This window comes from Saccharopolyspora antimicrobica, assembly GCF_003635025.1.
GTDB lineage: Bacteria > Actinomycetota > Actinomycetes > Mycobacteriales > Pseudonocardiaceae > Saccharopolyspora > Saccharopolyspora antimicrobica.
In genome coordinates this window covers 3,739,504-3,754,599 of the sequence record NZ_RBXX01000002.1, presented here as the reverse complement: position 1 = coordinate 3,754,599, position 15,096 = coordinate 3,739,504, and the positions used below count along the sequence as shown (strand labels likewise).

General features: G+C 70.6%; 16 protein-coding genes. 4 read left to right on the top strand and 12 right to left on the bottom strand.

Annotated features, from left to right (window positions below):
* Positions 1 to 239 precede the first annotated feature (239 nt).
* Together ATL45_RS18350 and glpK are read left to right on the top strand one after the other, a co-directional pair.
* Positions 240 to 989: an MIP/aquaporin family protein gene (locus tag ATL45_RS18350; RefSeq protein ID WP_093157355.1), complete on the top strand. Its 750-nt coding sequence runs from the start codon at positions 240 to 242 to the stop codon at positions 987 to 989.
* Positions 990 to 1,024: 35 nt separating this feature from the next.
* Positions 1,025 to 2,530, top strand: a complete 1,506-nt coding sequence (glpK, locus tag ATL45_RS18345; protein WP_093157173.1) for a glycerol kinase GlpK — start codon at positions 1,025 to 1,027, stop codon at positions 2,528 to 2,530.
* A gap of 297 nt (positions 2,531 to 2,827) precedes the next feature.
* On the opposite strand, the gene ATL45_RS18340 is transcribed toward glpK, so the two are convergent.
* The 9 genes from ATL45_RS18340 to ATL45_RS18300 form a co-directional block, all read right to left on the bottom strand.
* Positions 2,828 to 3,574 (bottom strand): arginase family protein, encoded by a 747-nt coding sequence (locus tag ATL45_RS18340; RefSeq protein WP_093157175.1) that lies wholly within the window; start codon positions 3,572 to 3,574, stop codon positions 2,828 to 2,830.
* 52 nt (positions 3,575 to 3,626) lie between these two features.
* Positions 3,627 to 4,457, bottom strand: coding sequence for an NAD(P)H-binding protein (locus tag ATL45_RS18335; RefSeq protein WP_093157176.1), 831 nt, complete (start codon positions 4,455 to 4,457; stop codon positions 3,627 to 3,629).
* A gap of 124 nt (positions 4,458 to 4,581) precedes the next feature.
* Positions 4,582 to 5,466: a dihydrodipicolinate synthase family protein gene (locus tag ATL45_RS18330; RefSeq protein WP_093157178.1), complete on the bottom strand. Its 885-nt coding sequence runs from the start codon at positions 5,464 to 5,466 to the stop codon at positions 4,582 to 4,584.
* A gap of 103 nt (positions 5,467 to 5,569) precedes the next feature.
* Positions 5,570 to 6,538, bottom strand: a complete 969-nt coding sequence (locus tag ATL45_RS18325) for an aldo/keto reductase (RefSeq protein WP_093157179.1) — start codon at positions 6,536 to 6,538, stop codon at positions 5,570 to 5,572.
* Positions 6,535 to 6,846, bottom strand: coding sequence for an L-rhamnose mutarotase (locus ATL45_RS18320; RefSeq protein ID WP_093157181.1), 312 nt, complete (start codon positions 6,844 to 6,846; stop codon positions 6,535 to 6,537). Before ATL45_RS18320 ends, ATL45_RS18325 begins: the two co-directional genes overlap by 4 nt.
* A gap of 240 nt (positions 6,847 to 7,086) precedes the next feature.
* Positions 7,087 to 7,959 (bottom strand): LysR family transcriptional regulator, encoded by an 873-nt coding sequence (locus ATL45_RS18315; protein ID WP_093157182.1) that lies wholly within the window; start codon positions 7,957 to 7,959, stop codon positions 7,087 to 7,089.
* Between the two features lies 1 nt (position 7,960).
* On the bottom strand, positions 7,961 to 9,139 hold the full coding sequence (locus ATL45_RS18310) for a low temperature requirement protein A (protein ID WP_246025416.1): 1,179 nt from the start codon (positions 9,137 to 9,139) through the stop codon (positions 7,961 to 7,963).
* Between the two features lie 92 nt (positions 9,140 to 9,231).
* Positions 9,232 to 9,987: an SDR family oxidoreductase gene (locus ATL45_RS18305; protein WP_093157184.1), complete on the bottom strand. Its 756-nt coding sequence runs from the start codon at positions 9,985 to 9,987 to the stop codon at positions 9,232 to 9,234.
* A gap of 204 nt (positions 9,988 to 10,191) precedes the next feature.
* Positions 10,192 to 11,373 (bottom strand): macrolide family glycosyltransferase, encoded by a 1,182-nt coding sequence (locus ATL45_RS18300; RefSeq protein ID WP_093157185.1) that lies wholly within the window; start codon positions 11,371 to 11,373, stop codon positions 10,192 to 10,194.
* A 412-nt stretch (positions 11,374 to 11,785) separates the two neighbouring features.
* Between ATL45_RS18300 and ATL45_RS38925 the strand changes: the two genes are divergently transcribed.
* Together ATL45_RS38925 and ATL45_RS38920 are read left to right on the top strand one after the other, a co-directional pair.
* The gene (locus ATL45_RS38925) at positions 11,786 to 11,929 is read left to right on the top strand and encodes a hypothetical protein (RefSeq protein ID WP_170210271.1); all 144 of its coding nucleotides are present in this window, start codon (positions 11,786 to 11,788) and stop codon (positions 11,927 to 11,929) included.
* Positions 11,926 to 12,234 carry an MBL fold metallo-hydrolase gene (locus ATL45_RS38920; protein ID WP_170210270.1) on the top strand — a complete coding sequence of 103 codons (309 nt, stop codon included), beginning with the start codon at positions 11,926 to 11,928 and terminating at the stop codon, positions 12,232 to 12,234. Before ATL45_RS38925 ends, ATL45_RS38920 begins: the two co-directional genes overlap by 4 nt.
* Before the next feature lie 150 nt (positions 12,235 to 12,384).
* On the opposite strand, the gene ATL45_RS18290 is transcribed toward ATL45_RS38920, so the two are convergent.
* The 3 genes from ATL45_RS18290 to ATL45_RS18280 all read right to left on the bottom strand — a co-directional run bounded on the left by ATL45_RS18290 (position 12,385) and on the right by ATL45_RS18280 (position 15,048).
* Positions 12,385 to 13,182, bottom strand: coding sequence for an inositol monophosphatase family protein (locus ATL45_RS18290; protein WP_093157189.1), 798 nt, complete (start codon positions 13,180 to 13,182; stop codon positions 12,385 to 12,387).
* Between the two features lie 205 nt (positions 13,183 to 13,387).
* Positions 13,388 to 14,416 (bottom strand): tetratricopeptide repeat protein, encoded by a 1,029-nt coding sequence (locus ATL45_RS18285; protein ID WP_093157358.1) that lies wholly within the window; start codon positions 14,414 to 14,416, stop codon positions 13,388 to 13,390.
* Positions 14,417 to 14,649: 233 nt separating this feature from the next.
* Entirely contained in the window at positions 14,650 to 15,048 is a 399-nt protein-coding gene (locus tag ATL45_RS18280; RefSeq protein ID WP_093157190.1) for a thiol-disulfide oxidoreductase DCC family protein, read from the bottom strand.
* Positions 15,049 to 15,096: the final 48 nt, after the last annotated feature.

Sequence of the window (15,096 nt, the reverse complement as noted above, 5' to 3'; positions counted from 1 at the left end):
CCCCAAGTCTAATGTTACCGCACAGTATGGAGCGACGTCGGGTCGCGCTGCCGGCGGGACCGGCCCCGCACCGCCGAGCCGGTGCGCTGGGCGGTACGGAGCAACCCCGTACCCACGACTGGCGGCATGCATGGACACGTGTTGACATGCGGCAGTACCGTCCCGACTCACTCCATGTCGGACAGTCAAGTCCCGCCTGTGCCAACGGCGGCATGAAGAGGGGAACGGCAAGAATGACGATCAGTCTCGGGGAGATCTTCCTCTGGGAGTTGCTGGGGACGGCGGTACTCACGTTGATGGGCTGCGGCGTCGTGGCCAACAACGTCCTGCGCAAGACCGGCGGGCACGACACCGGTTTCCTGATGGTCAACTTCGGCTGGGGCTTCGCGGTCTTCGCGGGTGCCAGCATCGCGGAGCCGACCGGAGCGCACATCAACCCGGCGGTCACCCTGGGGCTGGCGGTGAACGGCCAGACCGCGTGGTCGGACGTGCCGGTCTACATCGTCGCGCAGCTCATCGGCGGCACCCTGGGCGCCGTGCTGTGCTGGGCGGTCTACAAGCTGCAGTTCGACACCCACGACGACCCGCGCAACACGCTCGGCATCTTCTCCACCGCGCCGACGGTGCGAAACGCCCCGTGGAACCTCGTGACCGAGACCATCGCCACCTTCGTGCTGGTCTTCTGGATCATCCTCAGCCCGCAGGCGGGCCCCGGCGGCACGGACGGCGTGCCGACCTTCGGCAACTCCGCGCTGGGTTACGCCGCGGTCGCCTTCCTGGTGATCGGCATCGGCAACTCGCTCGGCGGCCCGACCGGCTACGCCATCAACCCGGCTCGCGACCTCGGCCCGCGCATCGCCTACGCGATCCTGCCCATCCGCGGCAAGGGCTCGGCGGACTGGGGATACTCCTGGGTGCCGATCGTCGGCCCGATCCTCGGTGGTGTGCTGGCGGGTGCGCTGGCCCTCGCACTGCCCATCGCCAGCTGACCAGACCCAGTCCACATAGGAAGGTAGAACGACAGATGGCCTCTTATGTCGCCGCCATCGACCAGGGCACGACCTCGACCCGGTGCATGATCTTCGACCACTCCGGTCGGGTCGTCGCCGTCGATCAGGTCGAGCACCGGCAGATCTTCCCGAAGGCAGGCTGGGTCGAGCACGACCCGGTCGAGATCTGGACCAACACCCGGCAGGTGTGCGCGGGCGCGCTCGCCAAGGCCGACCTGGTGTCCTCCGACGTCGTCGCCGTCGGGATCACCAACCAGCGGGAAACCACCGTGGTCTGGGAGAAGGCCACCGGCAAGCCGGTGTACAACGCGATCGTCTGGCAGGACACCCGCACCGACGAGATCGTCAACGCCCTCGCCGCCGGCGAGGACGGGCAGAACCGGTACCAGCGCAAGACCGGGCTGCCGCTGGCGACCTACTTCTCCGGTCCCAAGGTGAAGTGGATCCTGGACAACGTCGAGGGCACCCGCGAGCGCGCCGAACGCGGTGAGCTGCTGTTCGGCAACATGGACACCTGGGTGCTGTGGAACTGCACCGGTGGCCCGGACGGCGGGCTGCACATCACCGACCCGACCAACGCCTCCCGCACGATGCTGATGGACCTCGAGCGGCTGGCGTGGGACGCCGACATCTGCGCCGAGCTCGGCGTGCCGATGGCGATGCTGCCGGAGATCCGCTCCTCCTCGGAGGTCTACGGCAAGTTCCGGGAGCGCGGCGTGTTCGCGGGCATCCCGATCGCGGGCATCCTCGGCGACCAGCAGGCGGCCACCTTCGGCCAGGCCTGCCTGTCGCCCGGCGAGGCCAAGAACACCTACGGCACCGGCAACTTCGTGCTGCTCAACACCGGCACCGAGCGGGTGATCAGCGAGAACGGGCTGCTCACCACCGTCGGCTACAAGATCGGCGGCAACGAAACGGTGTACTGCCTGGAGGGCTCCATCGCGGTCACCGGTTCGCTGGTGCAGTGGCTGCGGGACAACCTCGGGCTGATCGCCAGCGCTCCGGAGATCGAGCAGGTCGCCAGCAGCGTGGAGGACAACGGCGGCGCCTACTTCGTGCCAGCGTTCTCCGGGCTGTTCGCACCGCACTGGCGCTCCGACGCGCGCGGCGCGATCGTCGGCCTGACCCGCTACGTCAACCGCGGTCACCTGGCCCGCGCGGTGCTGGAGGCCACGGCGTTCCAGACCCGCGAGGTCATCGAGGCGATGAACGCCGACTCCGGTGTGCCGCTGAAGTCGCTGAAGGTCGACGGCGGCATGGTCGGCAACGAGCTGCTGATGCAGTTCCAGGCCGACATCCTCGGCGTGCCGGTGATCCGCCCGGTCGTCGCGGAGACCACGGCGCTGGGCGCGGCCTACGCGGCGGGCCTGGCGGTGGGCTTCTGGGGCAGCGAGGAGGACATCCGCTCCAACTGGGCCAAGGACAAGCAGTGGGACCCGAAGATGCCGACCGAGCTGCGCGAGAGGCAGTACTCGCAGTGGCAGAAGGCGGTGTCCAAGACCCTGGACTGGGTCGACTGATCACCTGAGCAGCACCAGCGGCCCGTCCTCTCGGCAGGGGGCGGGCCGCTTCGCGTCCACTGTGGATTTCAGCGGCGTGGTTCCCCCAGGGGCGGATCGGGGGAACCACGCCCGAGGAGCGGGCGGGACGCCCTGCCCCGCGCTACCCCGCCCTCGGCAGCGGTGGGCGACGGGCCGAGGGGTCCCTCGCCGCCAGGAGGTGGTTCCGCTGCCGCGAGACCGGCTGCGGCCCGGTCTCGCTCCTGCTGTTTGGACGCGCGGCGGGGCGGGAGGTTGCTCCGCCGGTCGATTCGGCTGCTAACCCGCCGCGGCCAGCAGTTCCTCGACGATCCGGGTGCGGCTCGCCACCGGGGCACCCGGGTACCAGGTGCAAGCGATGTCGAGGGCCCGGACGCGACCGGTCGCCAGGATCCGCCGGGCGGCGTCCAGCACCGCGGCCGCCGACGGCCCGCCGGACACCGGGAAGCGGAGGTCCGACAGCTCGGCCGCATCGATCACGTCGAGGTCGATGTGCAGGAGGATCGGCCCGTCGGGCAGCTCTTCGGCGGCCGCCTCGACCTCGGCCCGCGCGATCTCCGAGCTCTCCAGGTATTCGACCTCGGCCCGGTCCAGATCGCGCGCGCCGACCAGCAGCACCCGGGGCTCCGGCAGCGGGCGGAGGCCGATGACATCGGCCAGCAGCTTCGGGTGGTCGCCGACCGCCAGGCGCAACGGCATTCCGCCCGCGTAGCCGGATTCCGTGGTCTCCGGGCTCTGCACGTCGCCGTGCGCGTCGAACCAGACCACCGACGGCGCCACCTCCGCCCGCTGCAGACCGGCGAGGACCGCCAGCGACACCATGCAGTCCCCGGAGATCACGGACGGCAGCTCACCCCCGCGCACCGCGGCCGCCACCTCGTCGGCGACGGCCGGGTACAGCGCGCCGAGGCGCTGCCACACGTCGCCGTCCGGCAATTGGCGCACCACCCGAGTCGTGGTGCTCACTCCCAGAGCGGATTCGGGCAGCAGCTCGTCGAGGTGGTAGGGAACGGAAATGGTAGCCATGTCAGGACATTAGCTGCCGCACCATCCCGTGCTCGATTGATTTTCCAGCCGCTCAGCGGAAATCGTCCGCGTGGTCGACAGCCCACTGGGCGAAGGTGCGGGCCGGGCGCCCGGTCACCTGCTCCACCGTCGGCACCGGGTCGTCGAGGTCCTGGTCCGCTCCGCGGAGGTCGAACAGGGTGTCCACGACCGCTGCCGGCACGCCTTCGGCCACCAAGCGCGCCTTCGCCTGCTCCGGCGGCTCCGCTTCGAGACGGACCTCGCGGCCGATCGCGGCACCGATCGCGCGCACCTGGTCGGCCGTGCTGATCCGTTCCGGGCCGGTCAGCAGGTAGGACTTCCCGGCGTGCCCGTCCTCCAGCAGCGCCGCGACCGCCACCGCGGCGATGTCGTCCTCGTGGATCGACGTCTGCTGCGCTTCCGGGAACGGCTCCCGCACCACGCCTTCCGCGCGGATCGGCTCCGCCCAGGCCAGCGTGTTGGCGGCGAACGCTCCCGGCCGCAGGAACGTCCACTCGAAACCCCCGTCGGCGACCGCCTGCTCGACCAGCCGGTGGCGCTGCCCGATCGCGTTCTCGGCACCGAACTCGACCGCCATCGACGACAGCACCACGACCCGCTGGACACCCGCGGCCGCAGCCTGCGCCACGAAGGTGGCCGTGCTCTCGGGCACCGGGAACAGGAAGACCCGGTCGACCCCGCTCAGCGCCTCCGCCAGCGACTCCGCATCACCCAGCCCACCGGCGAACAGCTCGACCTCGGCGGGCAGGCCAGCCGCGTCCGGGCGCCTGGTCAGCGCCCGCACCTCCGCACCGGAGGCCAGCAGGCGATCGACCACGCAGCGTCCGACGTTCCCCGTCGCCCCGGTCACCAACACCGTCATCGAGATCTCCTCAACCGATCGGAATCGGCTCCACACTAGGACTTCGGGCGCACTGGAGGTCAACCTGTTTTCGGGCCCCCGCTGGGGGATCACTGGCGCGTAACCGACTGGGCGAAAAGACCCTTCACGCGCGCACTTCCAGGGCTTCGAACACGTCAGCGACTTCGCGCCGGGCCTCGGCCGGGAGGCCGCGGAGAGGCCTGGGCAGGTTCGGGGAGCCGATGAGCCCGAGGTGTTCGGCTGCGGCGGAGGTGACGCGAAGGCTGCCGTAGCGCTCGAACAACTTCCACAGCGGCGTCATGCGCTGGGACAGCTCCACCGCTCGGGCGGCGTCGTGCCGTGCCGCGCGAGTGATCGCCAAGCATTCCTCGGGCAGGAGGCCGCCGATGACGCTGAACCACACGTCGGCACCGGCGTTGAGCCCACCGGCCGCGAACTGGTCGCCGCTGACGCCCAGGGCAACTCCTTCGGGCAACGCGTTCCGCAACGCGGCGATCCTGGTGGGCGCCTGGTCTTCGGGAATGCCCGGGATCTTCACTGCACCGACGTTGGGCAGGGATGCGATGCGCGCGTGCAGCTCGTCGCTGAAGCGGAAGTGCGTGGTGCCGGGGTTGTCGTACACGCACAGCGGAACGGACAACCCCGCGGCGACGTCTTCGTACAGCCCGAAGACCTCGTCATCGGTGAGCTGCTGGTAGGACACCGGAGCGAGCAGCACCGCCGACGCGCCCGCGTTCTGGGCGTCTTCGGCCAGGGCCAGGACGTCGGAGGTCCGCAGAGCGCCGATGCCGACCATGACCGGGACATCGCCTGCCGCGTCCACGGCGATCCGGGCGGCCCGGGAACGCTCCTCGCGGGTGAGGTAGGCGTACCCGCCGGTGGAACCGAGCGCGCCGATCGAATCGACGCCTGCCGCGGCCAAGCGCCCGACGAGCTTCCGGAATCCCTGTTCGTCGATCCCGGCTTCGCCGGTCGGGGTGAGCGGGAATGCGCTGAGTCCGGTGAACATGCACGACCTTTCCGATTCGGCCCGGCTCGGGCCGGGATGTCCGCCCCCCATCGTCCGTCCGCCGGCGATCTCCGGCCAAGCCCAATTCGCGTCCGGTGGCCGCCTACGCGCCGATCACCGGCAGCCCGGCCTCGGCCAGGTCCGCCCAAACCTCGGCGGGCACCGGCCGCTCGAACAGCTCGGCGTTGCGGCGTACCTCCGCCGCGGACCGCGCGCCCACCACGACGCTGGCGACAGCCGGGTGCGCCCCGGCGAAGGCCATCGCCACCTGCGGAAGGCTCGCGCCGTGCCGGTGGACCACCTCCGCGATCGCGGCGACCCTCGCGCGCAGCTCCGGCGCGGCAGGCGAGTAGTCGAACATCGCTTCCGCGCCGAGCTCGTCGGTGGCCAGGACACCGCCGTTGAACACCCCGGCCGCCAGCACCGACACGTTCCGCCGCAGGCACGCCGGGAGCATGGTCTCCGCCGCGGACTGCTCGAGCAGGGTGTAGCGACCGGCGAGCATCACCGCGTCCACATCCGTCTCGGTCGCGAACCGCTCCAGCATCGGCCACTGGTTCATCCCGGCACCGATCGCGCCGACCACGCCCTGCGCGCGCAGCTCGTGCAGAGCCGGGTACGCCTCGTCGACGGCCTGCCGCCAGTGGTCGTCCGGATCGTGGATCAGCACCAGGTCCACCCGGTCCATGCCGAGTCGTCGCAGGCTGGACTCCAGCGACCGCCGGACCCCGTCGGCGCTGAAGTCCCACACCCGCTCGTGGTCCGCGGGCACGTCGAAGCCCGCGGCATCGCGCTCGTCGGCGGTCGCCGGGCTCGGCACCAGCAGCCTGCCGACCTTCGTCGACACGACCAGCTCCGACCGGGGCCGTCCGGCGAGCGCCGAACCGAGGCGTCGTTCGGCCAGCCCGAGCCCGTAGTGCGGCGCCGTGTCGAAGTACCTGATCCCGGCGTCCCAGGCCGCATCCACCGCGCCGAGAGCGGTTTCCTCGTCGACCGCGCGGTAGAGGTTCCCGATCACCGCGCCGCCGAACCCCAGCGGCGAGACAGCCACGTCCGAGCGCCCGAGCTTCACGGCAGCTCCCACACCTGCCGGAGTCCGGTGTCCCCGCCCGAGTAGTCGTCCTCCACCGCCAGCAGCTCGGACATCCGCGCCTGCCAGGCAACGTTCGCCGGGTGGTCCCGCAGCGCCCGCCGCATCGCCTGGTAGTCCTCGACCTCCACCACGTGGAACAGGTCCAGGCCGTCGCGCCAGATCCGCCAGCTGCGCACTCCCGCTTCGCGCAGCGCCGCGTCCAACTCGGTCGGGATCACAGCGTGCACCTGCTCGTACTCGGCTTCGCGACCGGGCTCCAGCTTGGTGCGCAAGGCTATTCGCTGCATCCGGGTTCCTCCCTCGTCGTACGACCGGCCACATAGGACACTGCTGCGCCGATGGTGGACTCTCCGGTTCGGCATCGGTCCCGACCACCGCACCGGGCGCAGTGCGGGTCCATCGCATCAGCACCCACGGCTCGGGGAAGTCGCAGATCGGTGGTCAGCGCCGTCATCGGGGCACCTCGCTTCCGCGCACGCCGACCACAGGTATAACGGCCGGTGCCCGGAAAGCAAAGACCCCGGTGGTCAGCCGAAGGCGGCCAGGAAGGCGTGGCGGGCGTCGGAGGTCGTGTGCGCAGGCCACAGCGCGTGCAGCGGAACCTCGATCAGCGGCCGGAGCGCGACGACCCGGACCTTCCCGTTGGCAGCGGGGCCGGGCTCAGCGGTCACGAACGCGATGTCGTCGGTGCCGAGGACCGCGGTGACCGGCGGAGTGCCCTGGATGGGGTTGCGGTGCGTGCGCGGCTCGAACCCGGCCTGCCTGCAGTGCTCGAGGAGCAGGTCGGTGTAGCCGGAGCGACCGGGATGGCCCCACACGACGATCCGCTCGTCGGCCAGTTCGGCCAGCTCCACCACGTCCCGGCCGGCGAAGCGGTGCTCCGCGGAAACCGCGATCTGGAGCCGCTGGCGGACGAGCGTGGTGCGGTTCAGGCCGTGGGCCGGGCTCATGGCGCGGCACAATCCCAGGTCCAGCTCGCCGGCGAGCAGCTGCTCGGTGAGCTCGGCCGGATAGCGCTGGTTGACGTCGGTGGCCAGCTCCGGGTGATCGGTGTGCACTCGGCGGAGCAGCGCGGTGACCTCATCACCGGTGACGGCCGGTGTGTGGCCGATGCGCAACACCTCCGACTCACCGCGACCGATCCGCCGCGCGCGTTGCAGCGCCGAACGGGCCACGCCCTCCAGCACGCGTGCATCGGCGATCAGCGCCTCCCCGGCGGGCAGCACGGCCACCCCGGTGGTGGTGCGTTCGAGCAGGTCGACGCCGACTTCGCGTTCGAGCGCGCGGATCGAGGTGGACAACGCCTGCTGGGACAGGTGCAGGCGCGCTGCGGCGCGGGTGAAGCTGCCCTCCTCCGCCACCGCGACGAGATGTCCGAGCTTGTGCAGGTCCAAACCCACGTCACGGCCTGCTTTCCACGGAGCCGGTGCGGTTTGCGACCAGAGTCGCGGCGGCCGCGACCGCCATTCCCACCACCGCTCCGCCCAGCCCGAGCAGCGGCGTGCTGAACGGCAGCGCGAGCACCACCACCGCACCGGCCGCGACGAACGCCGAGCTCCGCACCGCGCCGGTGTTCGCCAGCCGGTGCAGCGCGCCCAACGCGATCAGGACCAGGGCGACCGGCACCGCAACAGCGAAGGCGGCGGCCTGTTCGCCGATGTGCGAGCGGTGTCCGGCGGTGTCCACGGCCACTTCGATACCAGAACCGAGCGCCGCGATCGAAGCGAACACCACGACGTGCCCGTATCCCCAGGTCAACGCAACGCGCAGGTTGCGCAAGCGCGCCTCCCCGCCGGTGAAGTAGATCCACCACAGGACGAAGACGATCGCGAGGCCACCGGCCGCGATCATGATCAGCGAAGCGGAAGCCCCGAACTCGGCCACCACCGACTGCACGGCGGCGAGGGAGCCGAGGACGACCTCACCGAGCACGATGATGGTGAACAGGCCGTACCGCTCCGCGATGTGCTCCGGGTGCCAGGGAGTGGCCCGGCCGCGTGCCTCGGCCCAGGCCGGGACCGCCAGTTCGGCGACCACCAGCACCGCGAAGGTGACGTAGGCCCAGGTGCCCGGCGCCCACAACCGCGCGACCCAGCCCACCTGGACCACCGCGATTCCGGCCGCGTAGCGCAGCGTGGTGGCCCGGCCCTCCGGGTGCTCGACGGCGGCCCGCAGCCACTGGCAGATCATCCCGATCCGCATCAGCACGTAGCCGATGACCACGACGGTGAAGTCGTAGTGCTCGAACGCGGCGGGCACGCCCGCCGCCAGCACCAGCACCCCGGCCATCTGCAGCAGCGTGAGCAGCCGGTAGGGCACGTCGTCGGTGTCGTAGGCCGAGGCGAACCAGGTGAAGTTCATCCACGCCCACCAGATCGCGAAGAACACCGCCAGGTACCCGACGAGCCCACCGCCGAGATGCCCCTCGTCCAGCGAGTGGTGCAGCTGCGCGGCGGCCTGCCCGACCGCCACCACGAAGCACAGGTCGAAGAACAGCTCCAGCGGCGTCGAGACGCGGTGCTCCTCGCCCGGGTCGCGCCCCCGCATCGCCTGCCACCGGATCCTCGCCGGGTTCACCACCAGTACCTCCTCCGCGCGCCCCGGACGTGCTCCGACATCCCGGTGCGGCAGGCGGCCTCCTCCCCTCGGGCCGCCTGCCGCACCGAGGGCGGTCACCGGGTGGTGTAGCCGCCGTTCGGGAACATCGTCTGCCCGGTGAACCACCAGCCGTCGGTGGCCAGGAAGCTGATCACCGGGACGATGTCCTCGATGTGGGTGAGCTGGTTGCCCATGCCCTGGGACCGGTGGAACTCCACCCGCTCCGGGGTCTCCTGCGGGTAGAAGAACGGCGTGTCCATCGGCCCCGGCGCGACCACGTTCACCGAGATCCGGCGGTCGGCGAACTCCTTGGCCGCGGCGCGGGTGAAGTGCTCCAGCGGTGCCTTGCCCCCGGCGTAGGTGGAGTAGCCGTCGGTGAACGCCGCGAGCAGCGAGGTGCCCAGGCTGATGATCTTGCCGTCGTCGTTGAGCCGGCGCCCGGCCTCCTGGATGAAGAAGTACGCCGCCTTCGCGTTGATCGCGAACATCCGGTCGAACTCCTCCTCGGAGGTCTCCAGGATCGGTTTGCGCAGCACCATCCCGGTCGTGTTCACCGCGACGTCGACCCCGCCGAAGGTGTCCACCGCGGTGTCGAACAGCCGCCGCACCTCGCCGACCTGGGTCAGGTCGCCCTGCACCGCGATCGCCTCGGAGCCGGCCTCCCGCACCGCGTTGACGGTCTTCTCCGCCTCGGTGGCCGACGCGTCGCTGTTGTAGTGCACGACGACCTTCGCGCCCTCGTCCGCGAAGGTCGTGGACAGCAGGCCACCCAGGTTCTTGCCCCCGCCGCCGATGACCGCGACCTTGCCCCGCAGGCTCCGCTCCGCCATGGTTCTCCCGCTCCTTCCGGCATCACTGCTGGTCAGACGACCTGGTTGAGGTCGTGCTCCGACCGTAGGCGGCTGCCGCGGGCGGCGGGAAACAGAACATCCGCGTACGGCCACAACCGAAGTGGATACCCCCAGCTGAGAGCGGTCGCACCGGTCCGCGCGGTCCACCCGCCGGAGTGACCCGGCGGGTGGACCGCAGTGCGGTCACAGCAGCGCTTCGACGATCTCGACGGCCCGCGCCAGACCGCCGGCCTCCTTGATCTCGCGCCGCACGTCGGCCAGCCGGTTCCGGATCTCCTCGTCCGAGGTGACCTTCTCCAGCGCGGCGCGCAGCTGCTCCGGCGTGGCGGTCGCACCGTCCAGCTGGACGCCCAGGCCGAGCTCCTCGATCCGGGCCGCGTTCATGAACTGGTCGGCGGCCTGCGGCACCGCGATCAGCGGAACGCCGTGGTGCAGGCCTTCCATCGTGCCGCCCATCCCGGCGTGCGTGATGAACGCGCTGGCCTGGGACAGCATCCGGACCTGCGGGATCCACTGGTGCACTTCGAAGTTCGCCGGGATCTCACCGAGCTCCGCCGGATCGACCGACTTCCCGACCGACAGCACCACGTGCCAGTCGAGATCGGCGAACGCGCGCAGGCACGTCCGGTAGAAGTCCAGGCGATCGTTGTAGGCCGAACCCAGCGAGATCACCAGGACCGGCCGGTCGTCCGGCGCCTGCCAGTCCCCTTGGAAGGCCCGCTCGGTCAGCATCGGACCGACGAACGTGTAAGCGTCCGCCGCCTGGTCCCCGAAGTACTGGAAGCTCCGCGGAAGTGTCACGATGCACCGGCGCGGGTGCATGAAGTCCTTCTCCCGCAAGGTCAGGCCCTGCTCGGCGAAGTACTCGTCGTAGGCCTCCTGCACCGCGATCTTCTCGGGCGTGGGAGTCATGTCCAGGACCGATTCCAGGCCCGGGGTGTAGACGTGCGTCGGGCACAGCTGGAGTTCCGGCACGCCCCACTTCTCGGCCAGCGCGAGGAAGTCCGGGAGGTCGTACACGACGAGATCGGGCCGGTCCGCCGCGTACGCCTGTTCGAGCTGCGGTACGACCGTCTTCGTCTCCTCCAGGAACATCAACCTCGCCTCGACCTCCTCCTCCGGCCACTCCTGGCGAGTGGCGGTGGGCGAGCCCGGCAGGGTCGAGGTGTAGCGGACCGGCGTGGCCCCGGCCTCGGCGACCAGATCGGCGAGCGGGTCGGTCACCGCGTAGGACACGTGGTGACCGCGGTTCACCAGCTCCGCGACCAGAGCGAGGGTCGGATTGATGTGCCCGTGCGCCGGAATGGTGAAGAACCCGATGTGCGCGGGCTTGGTGCGGTGCGTGTTCTGGGCAGAGTCGGTCATCTGCTGATTGCTCCTGATCGAAAGTGCCCTCGCGCGGCGAGGGACGGCTCAACGATGTCGGTGATCGCACCCGGGCAGCACCTCACGCCGCTTCGACCGCGAGCGGCCGGAGCCGACTCGCAGCGTGCGTTCACAGTGCGGAGGTGTTTCAGCGGACGGCGAAGGCCGCCACGCCGAATCGATGCGGGCGCGCGAAAGTGCGCGGCTGAGCGGGCGGGACGAATCCGCCGCGCAATGCCGGCATCGAGAGCGGGATCAGAGGTACATCAGCTGCTGGATCATGCCGACAGACTAACGCAGTGCCGCACTCCTTGTCGCATCCTTTTCCGCCCACCCGGTCGCCGATCCGTTCACCCGCAACGAAATCCACGCGGGATCCGCCGCGGAACTCCGCGCGGCCACCGGTGCACCGGTGCTGGCGCACGCCGGCGACGTGGCCGTCATCCAGGGCGAACGACCCATGACGGAGCCGGTGCTGCTCGACTGGGAACGACCGCCGTTCGACAGCATCGCCCCGAACGTGCCGCCGAACCCGCCTGCCCCGTCGACCAGGTGATCGCCGAAGGCGACGTGCTCGACTTCGGCGGCGGTGCCCGCGTGCTCTCCATCCCCGGTCACACCGACGGGAGCATCGCGATTCGCCTGTCGAGGAGCAAAATCCTGTTCGCGGGTGACACCATCGCCAACGTCGACGGGCTCATGCTCGGCGTGTTCAACGTGGACCGCGCGAAGACGATCGAGTCGTTCCGCCGCCTCGCCGAGCTCGACACCGAGATCGCCTGCTTCGGTCACGGCGACCCGCTGGTCGGCGACGCGGGCGCGAAACTCCGAGCAGCAGCAGCAGCCAAGATCAACGACTGACCATTTCGGATAGTCCCGGGCTCGCCTTGCCCAGCGGTGCAGGTGACCGAACCACAACGCCGTCATCCGGTGTGCTCGCGCCCGCTGGAGCGGCGGGCGCGTCCGCTTCGCGGCATGACCCAGCAGGGCGAAAGCCGTGCAGTCGCAGCCCTAACTCCGGCTGCGGATCATCGACATCAGCAGCCCGTGGGTCTCGTCGTCGGCAGCGACCACGAGCCCACGACCCGTCTCGCCGATCGGGGCGCCGTCCACCCCGGTGACGACGCATCCGGCAGCCCGGCACAAAGCGATGCCGGCGGCGAAGTGCACGCTCCTGGAAAGGTCGCCGCCATCGGTGACGTACGCGGCGCGCTTGCCCGCTGCGACCCAGGCCAGCGCGAGCGACGTCGACACGACCCGCGGCCGGAAGTGCTCGACGAACTCGGGGTTCGACAGCAGATCCACGGCGCGGAACCCGGGCGCACTCGGGAACGGCGGGTCCAGGTTGACGTCCACCAACCGCGTGGCGGGCGTGGGCGTCAGCCTCGCATCGACCCCGGCGTTGCGCACCCAGGAAGCCTCACCGTTGGTGAAGAAGGCCTCACCGCTGAACGGGTCGGCCACCGCCGCCGCCCCATCGCGCAGAGCCACGTTGACGGCCACCAGCATGTTGCCGACGGCGTAGTTCAGCGTGCCGCACAAGGGATCCACCAGCCACTGGCGCCCAGCGTCGGCGGCACCCCGCTGACCGCCTTCCTCACCGAGCACCGCATCATCGGGCCGAGCCGCACGGATGACGTCGAGGATCGCCTTCTCGGCCTCCACATCGGCGGTGGTGGCGAAGTCCCCGGCCCCCTTGTCGATGTGGTCGAGCCGCTGGCCGTACATGGTGCGGACCACGTCCGCGCCGGCACGCGCCCCGGCTACCGCGACTTCCGCGTCGTCGGAAACCCCATGTGCGTTGATCACGCCTTCCAGACTATCGAGACCGAGCCTCCTCCCAGGAAAAACCTTCCCGCTCACCCACAACAGCTGCGAAGCCGCGCTGCGTACGACGTCCTTGACAGATAGACCTTTCGTTGTCGCACCCGCGTTCACGACCGGTGCGATCGGTCCGCAGCCCCGTTCTGCGGACCGATCGCCGATCGTGGTCAGCGACCGGACGAACCTCGTGTCATGCCACCAGTTCGATCAGCTCGTCGAGCGCGTCCTGCACCATCTTCCGGGTGTGCCGCAGCTCCCGGGTGTCCAACGAGTCCCGGAGGGCGATCAGGTCGCGCTCGGTGGCTGGTCGTGGCCGGCCCAGCTTGTCGCGGCTCTTGAGCAGACCCAGCTCGGCCAGCGCCGCACCGCGCGGTTCGTTGATGGCGCGGAACATCTTCTGCGCCTCCTCGTAGGTGCGAGTCGCCTCGCCGTACCAGCAGGCGCGGAACAGGATGTTGCCGCGCATCTTCCGGTTGTAGGCCAGCGCGCTGGACAGATCCATGCGGCGGCAGATCTGCTCGCCCTTCGCCAGCAGGCGCAACGCCTCGTCGTGCTCACCGCGCAGCGACAGCACGTCGGCCATGCCGCGCAGCGCCCAGGCGAGGCCCCGCTCGTCGCCGCCGTCCTCGGCGATCTGCGCGGCCTCGGCGAAGCGCTCCCACGCCGCGTCCAGGTCCCCCGCGTTCCGGTCGAGCTGCGCCAGTCCTTCCAGCGCCCACACCGTGTGCCTGGTCTCCCCCCGCTTGCGCGCTTCGGCGAGCAGCTTCTCGTGCAGGTCGCGGGCTTCCGCGTAGTCGCCGCGGATCCGCAGCGTTTCGGCGATCCCGGCCACCGAGTACCCCAGCGCCACCACATCACCGGCCCGGGTAGCCGCATCGCGGGCGAGGCCGAGCCAGCGCAGCGCAGCGGTCATCTGCCCGCGCTGCCGGGCCAGGGTGCCGCCGTTCCACAGCGCCCACGCCATCGCACCCGGTTCATCGGCTGCCTTGGCCGCCCGGAAGCTGGCCCGCCAGGCCACATCGGCCTCGGCGATCCGGCCCAGCCGCCGGCACGCCTCGGACTCGACCAGCCGCGCCTGGGAGAGCGCCAGACCGTCGTTCTCCTCCGTCGCGCGGGCCACTTCCGCACGGGCCTTGGCCAGCGCGTCCTCGTAGTTCGTGTTCACCGACAGGTTCCGGAGCGCCCCCTGGAACTCCGGCGCGAACGCCTTGCCGTACATCTCGGCCACCTCGTGCTTCCCAACCGCTTGGTGCCAAGACGCACCAATCTCGCTGCGGGCCGGTTCACCCGTCGATCCCCTGGAACGGGGAACCGGCCCTTGTTCGACCCCCGACGTCGTCCAAGTTATGGCGCGGCGGGGGTGCAGCGGATCAGCCGATCTGTCAGGCGGAGTCGACCGATCGGCCAGGAAGCGGAGGGACCGCCTCGTACTTTCGGCCGAGGCCGAAGAGATCAGGGCCGTGCCGACCGGCCGGGGCGCTGCGCCTCCGGCAGCCGGCACGCCGGAGTGCCGCCGGGCAGCCGGTAGCGGTTCGCGGCGATGCCGCGGTACGCGAGCCCGGCCAGCGCGCGCACCACCGGCGCGGACAGCACCAGACCCGCGACCGGCCAGGGCAGGCGGCAGCTCTTGAGCAGCTCGGCGACCGCGGCCGCCCCGCCGAAGACCCGCCCGGACGACGCCACCCACAGCACTTCGTGCCGCGCCCGGTCCGGAGTCGTCCGGTAGGCCGCCAGATCGGCTTCCTGCCAGGCGAGCACGCGCATCCGCACCGGCAGGCGCTCAGCCCACCTGGCGCTGCGCGTGCAGAAGCCGCAGTCCCCGTCATAGATGAGCACTGGAAGTGAGTCCATGCGCAGTCCGCCTCTCCGCGATCTTCAGTGGTGGTCGCGCCCAGGATC

What these genes read in the sequence shown, in the direction of transcription:
- ATL45_RS18305 (WP_093157184.1), bottom strand. Translation starts at nt 9,987, where the DNA reads ATGGCGGAGCGGAGCCTGCGGGGCAAGGTCGCGGTCATCGGCGGCGGG.
- ATL45_RS18300 (WP_093157185.1), bottom strand. Translation starts at nt 11,373, where the DNA reads ATGACCGACTCTGCCCAGAACACGCACCGCACCAAGCCCGCGCACATC.
- glpK (WP_093157173.1), top strand. Translation starts at nt 1,025, where the DNA reads ATGGCCTCTTATGTCGCCGCCATCGACCAGGGCACGACCTCGACCCGG.
- ATL45_RS18340 (WP_093157175.1), bottom strand. Translation starts at nt 3,574, where the DNA reads ATGGCTACCATTTCCGTTCCCTACCACCTCGACGAGCTGCTGCCCGAA.
- ATL45_RS18320 (WP_093157181.1), bottom strand. Translation starts at nt 6,846, where the DNA reads ATGCAGCGAATAGCCTTGCGCACCAAGCTGGAGCCCGGTCGCGAAGCC.
- ATL45_RS18285 (WP_093157358.1), bottom strand. Translation starts at nt 14,416, where the DNA reads ATGTACGGCAAGGCGTTCGCGCCGGAGTTCCAGGGGGCGCTCCGGAAC.
- ATL45_RS18280 (WP_093157190.1), bottom strand. Translation starts at nt 15,048, where the DNA reads ATGGACTCACTTCCAGTGCTCATCTATGACGGGGACTGCGGCTTCTGC.
- ATL45_RS18330 (WP_093157178.1), bottom strand. Translation starts at nt 5,466, where the DNA reads ATGTTCACCGGACTCAGCGCATTCCCGCTCACCCCGACCGGCGAAGCC.
- ATL45_RS18335 (WP_093157176.1), bottom strand. Translation starts at nt 4,457, where the DNA reads ATGACGGTGTTGGTGACCGGGGCGACGGGGAACGTCGGACGCTGCGTG.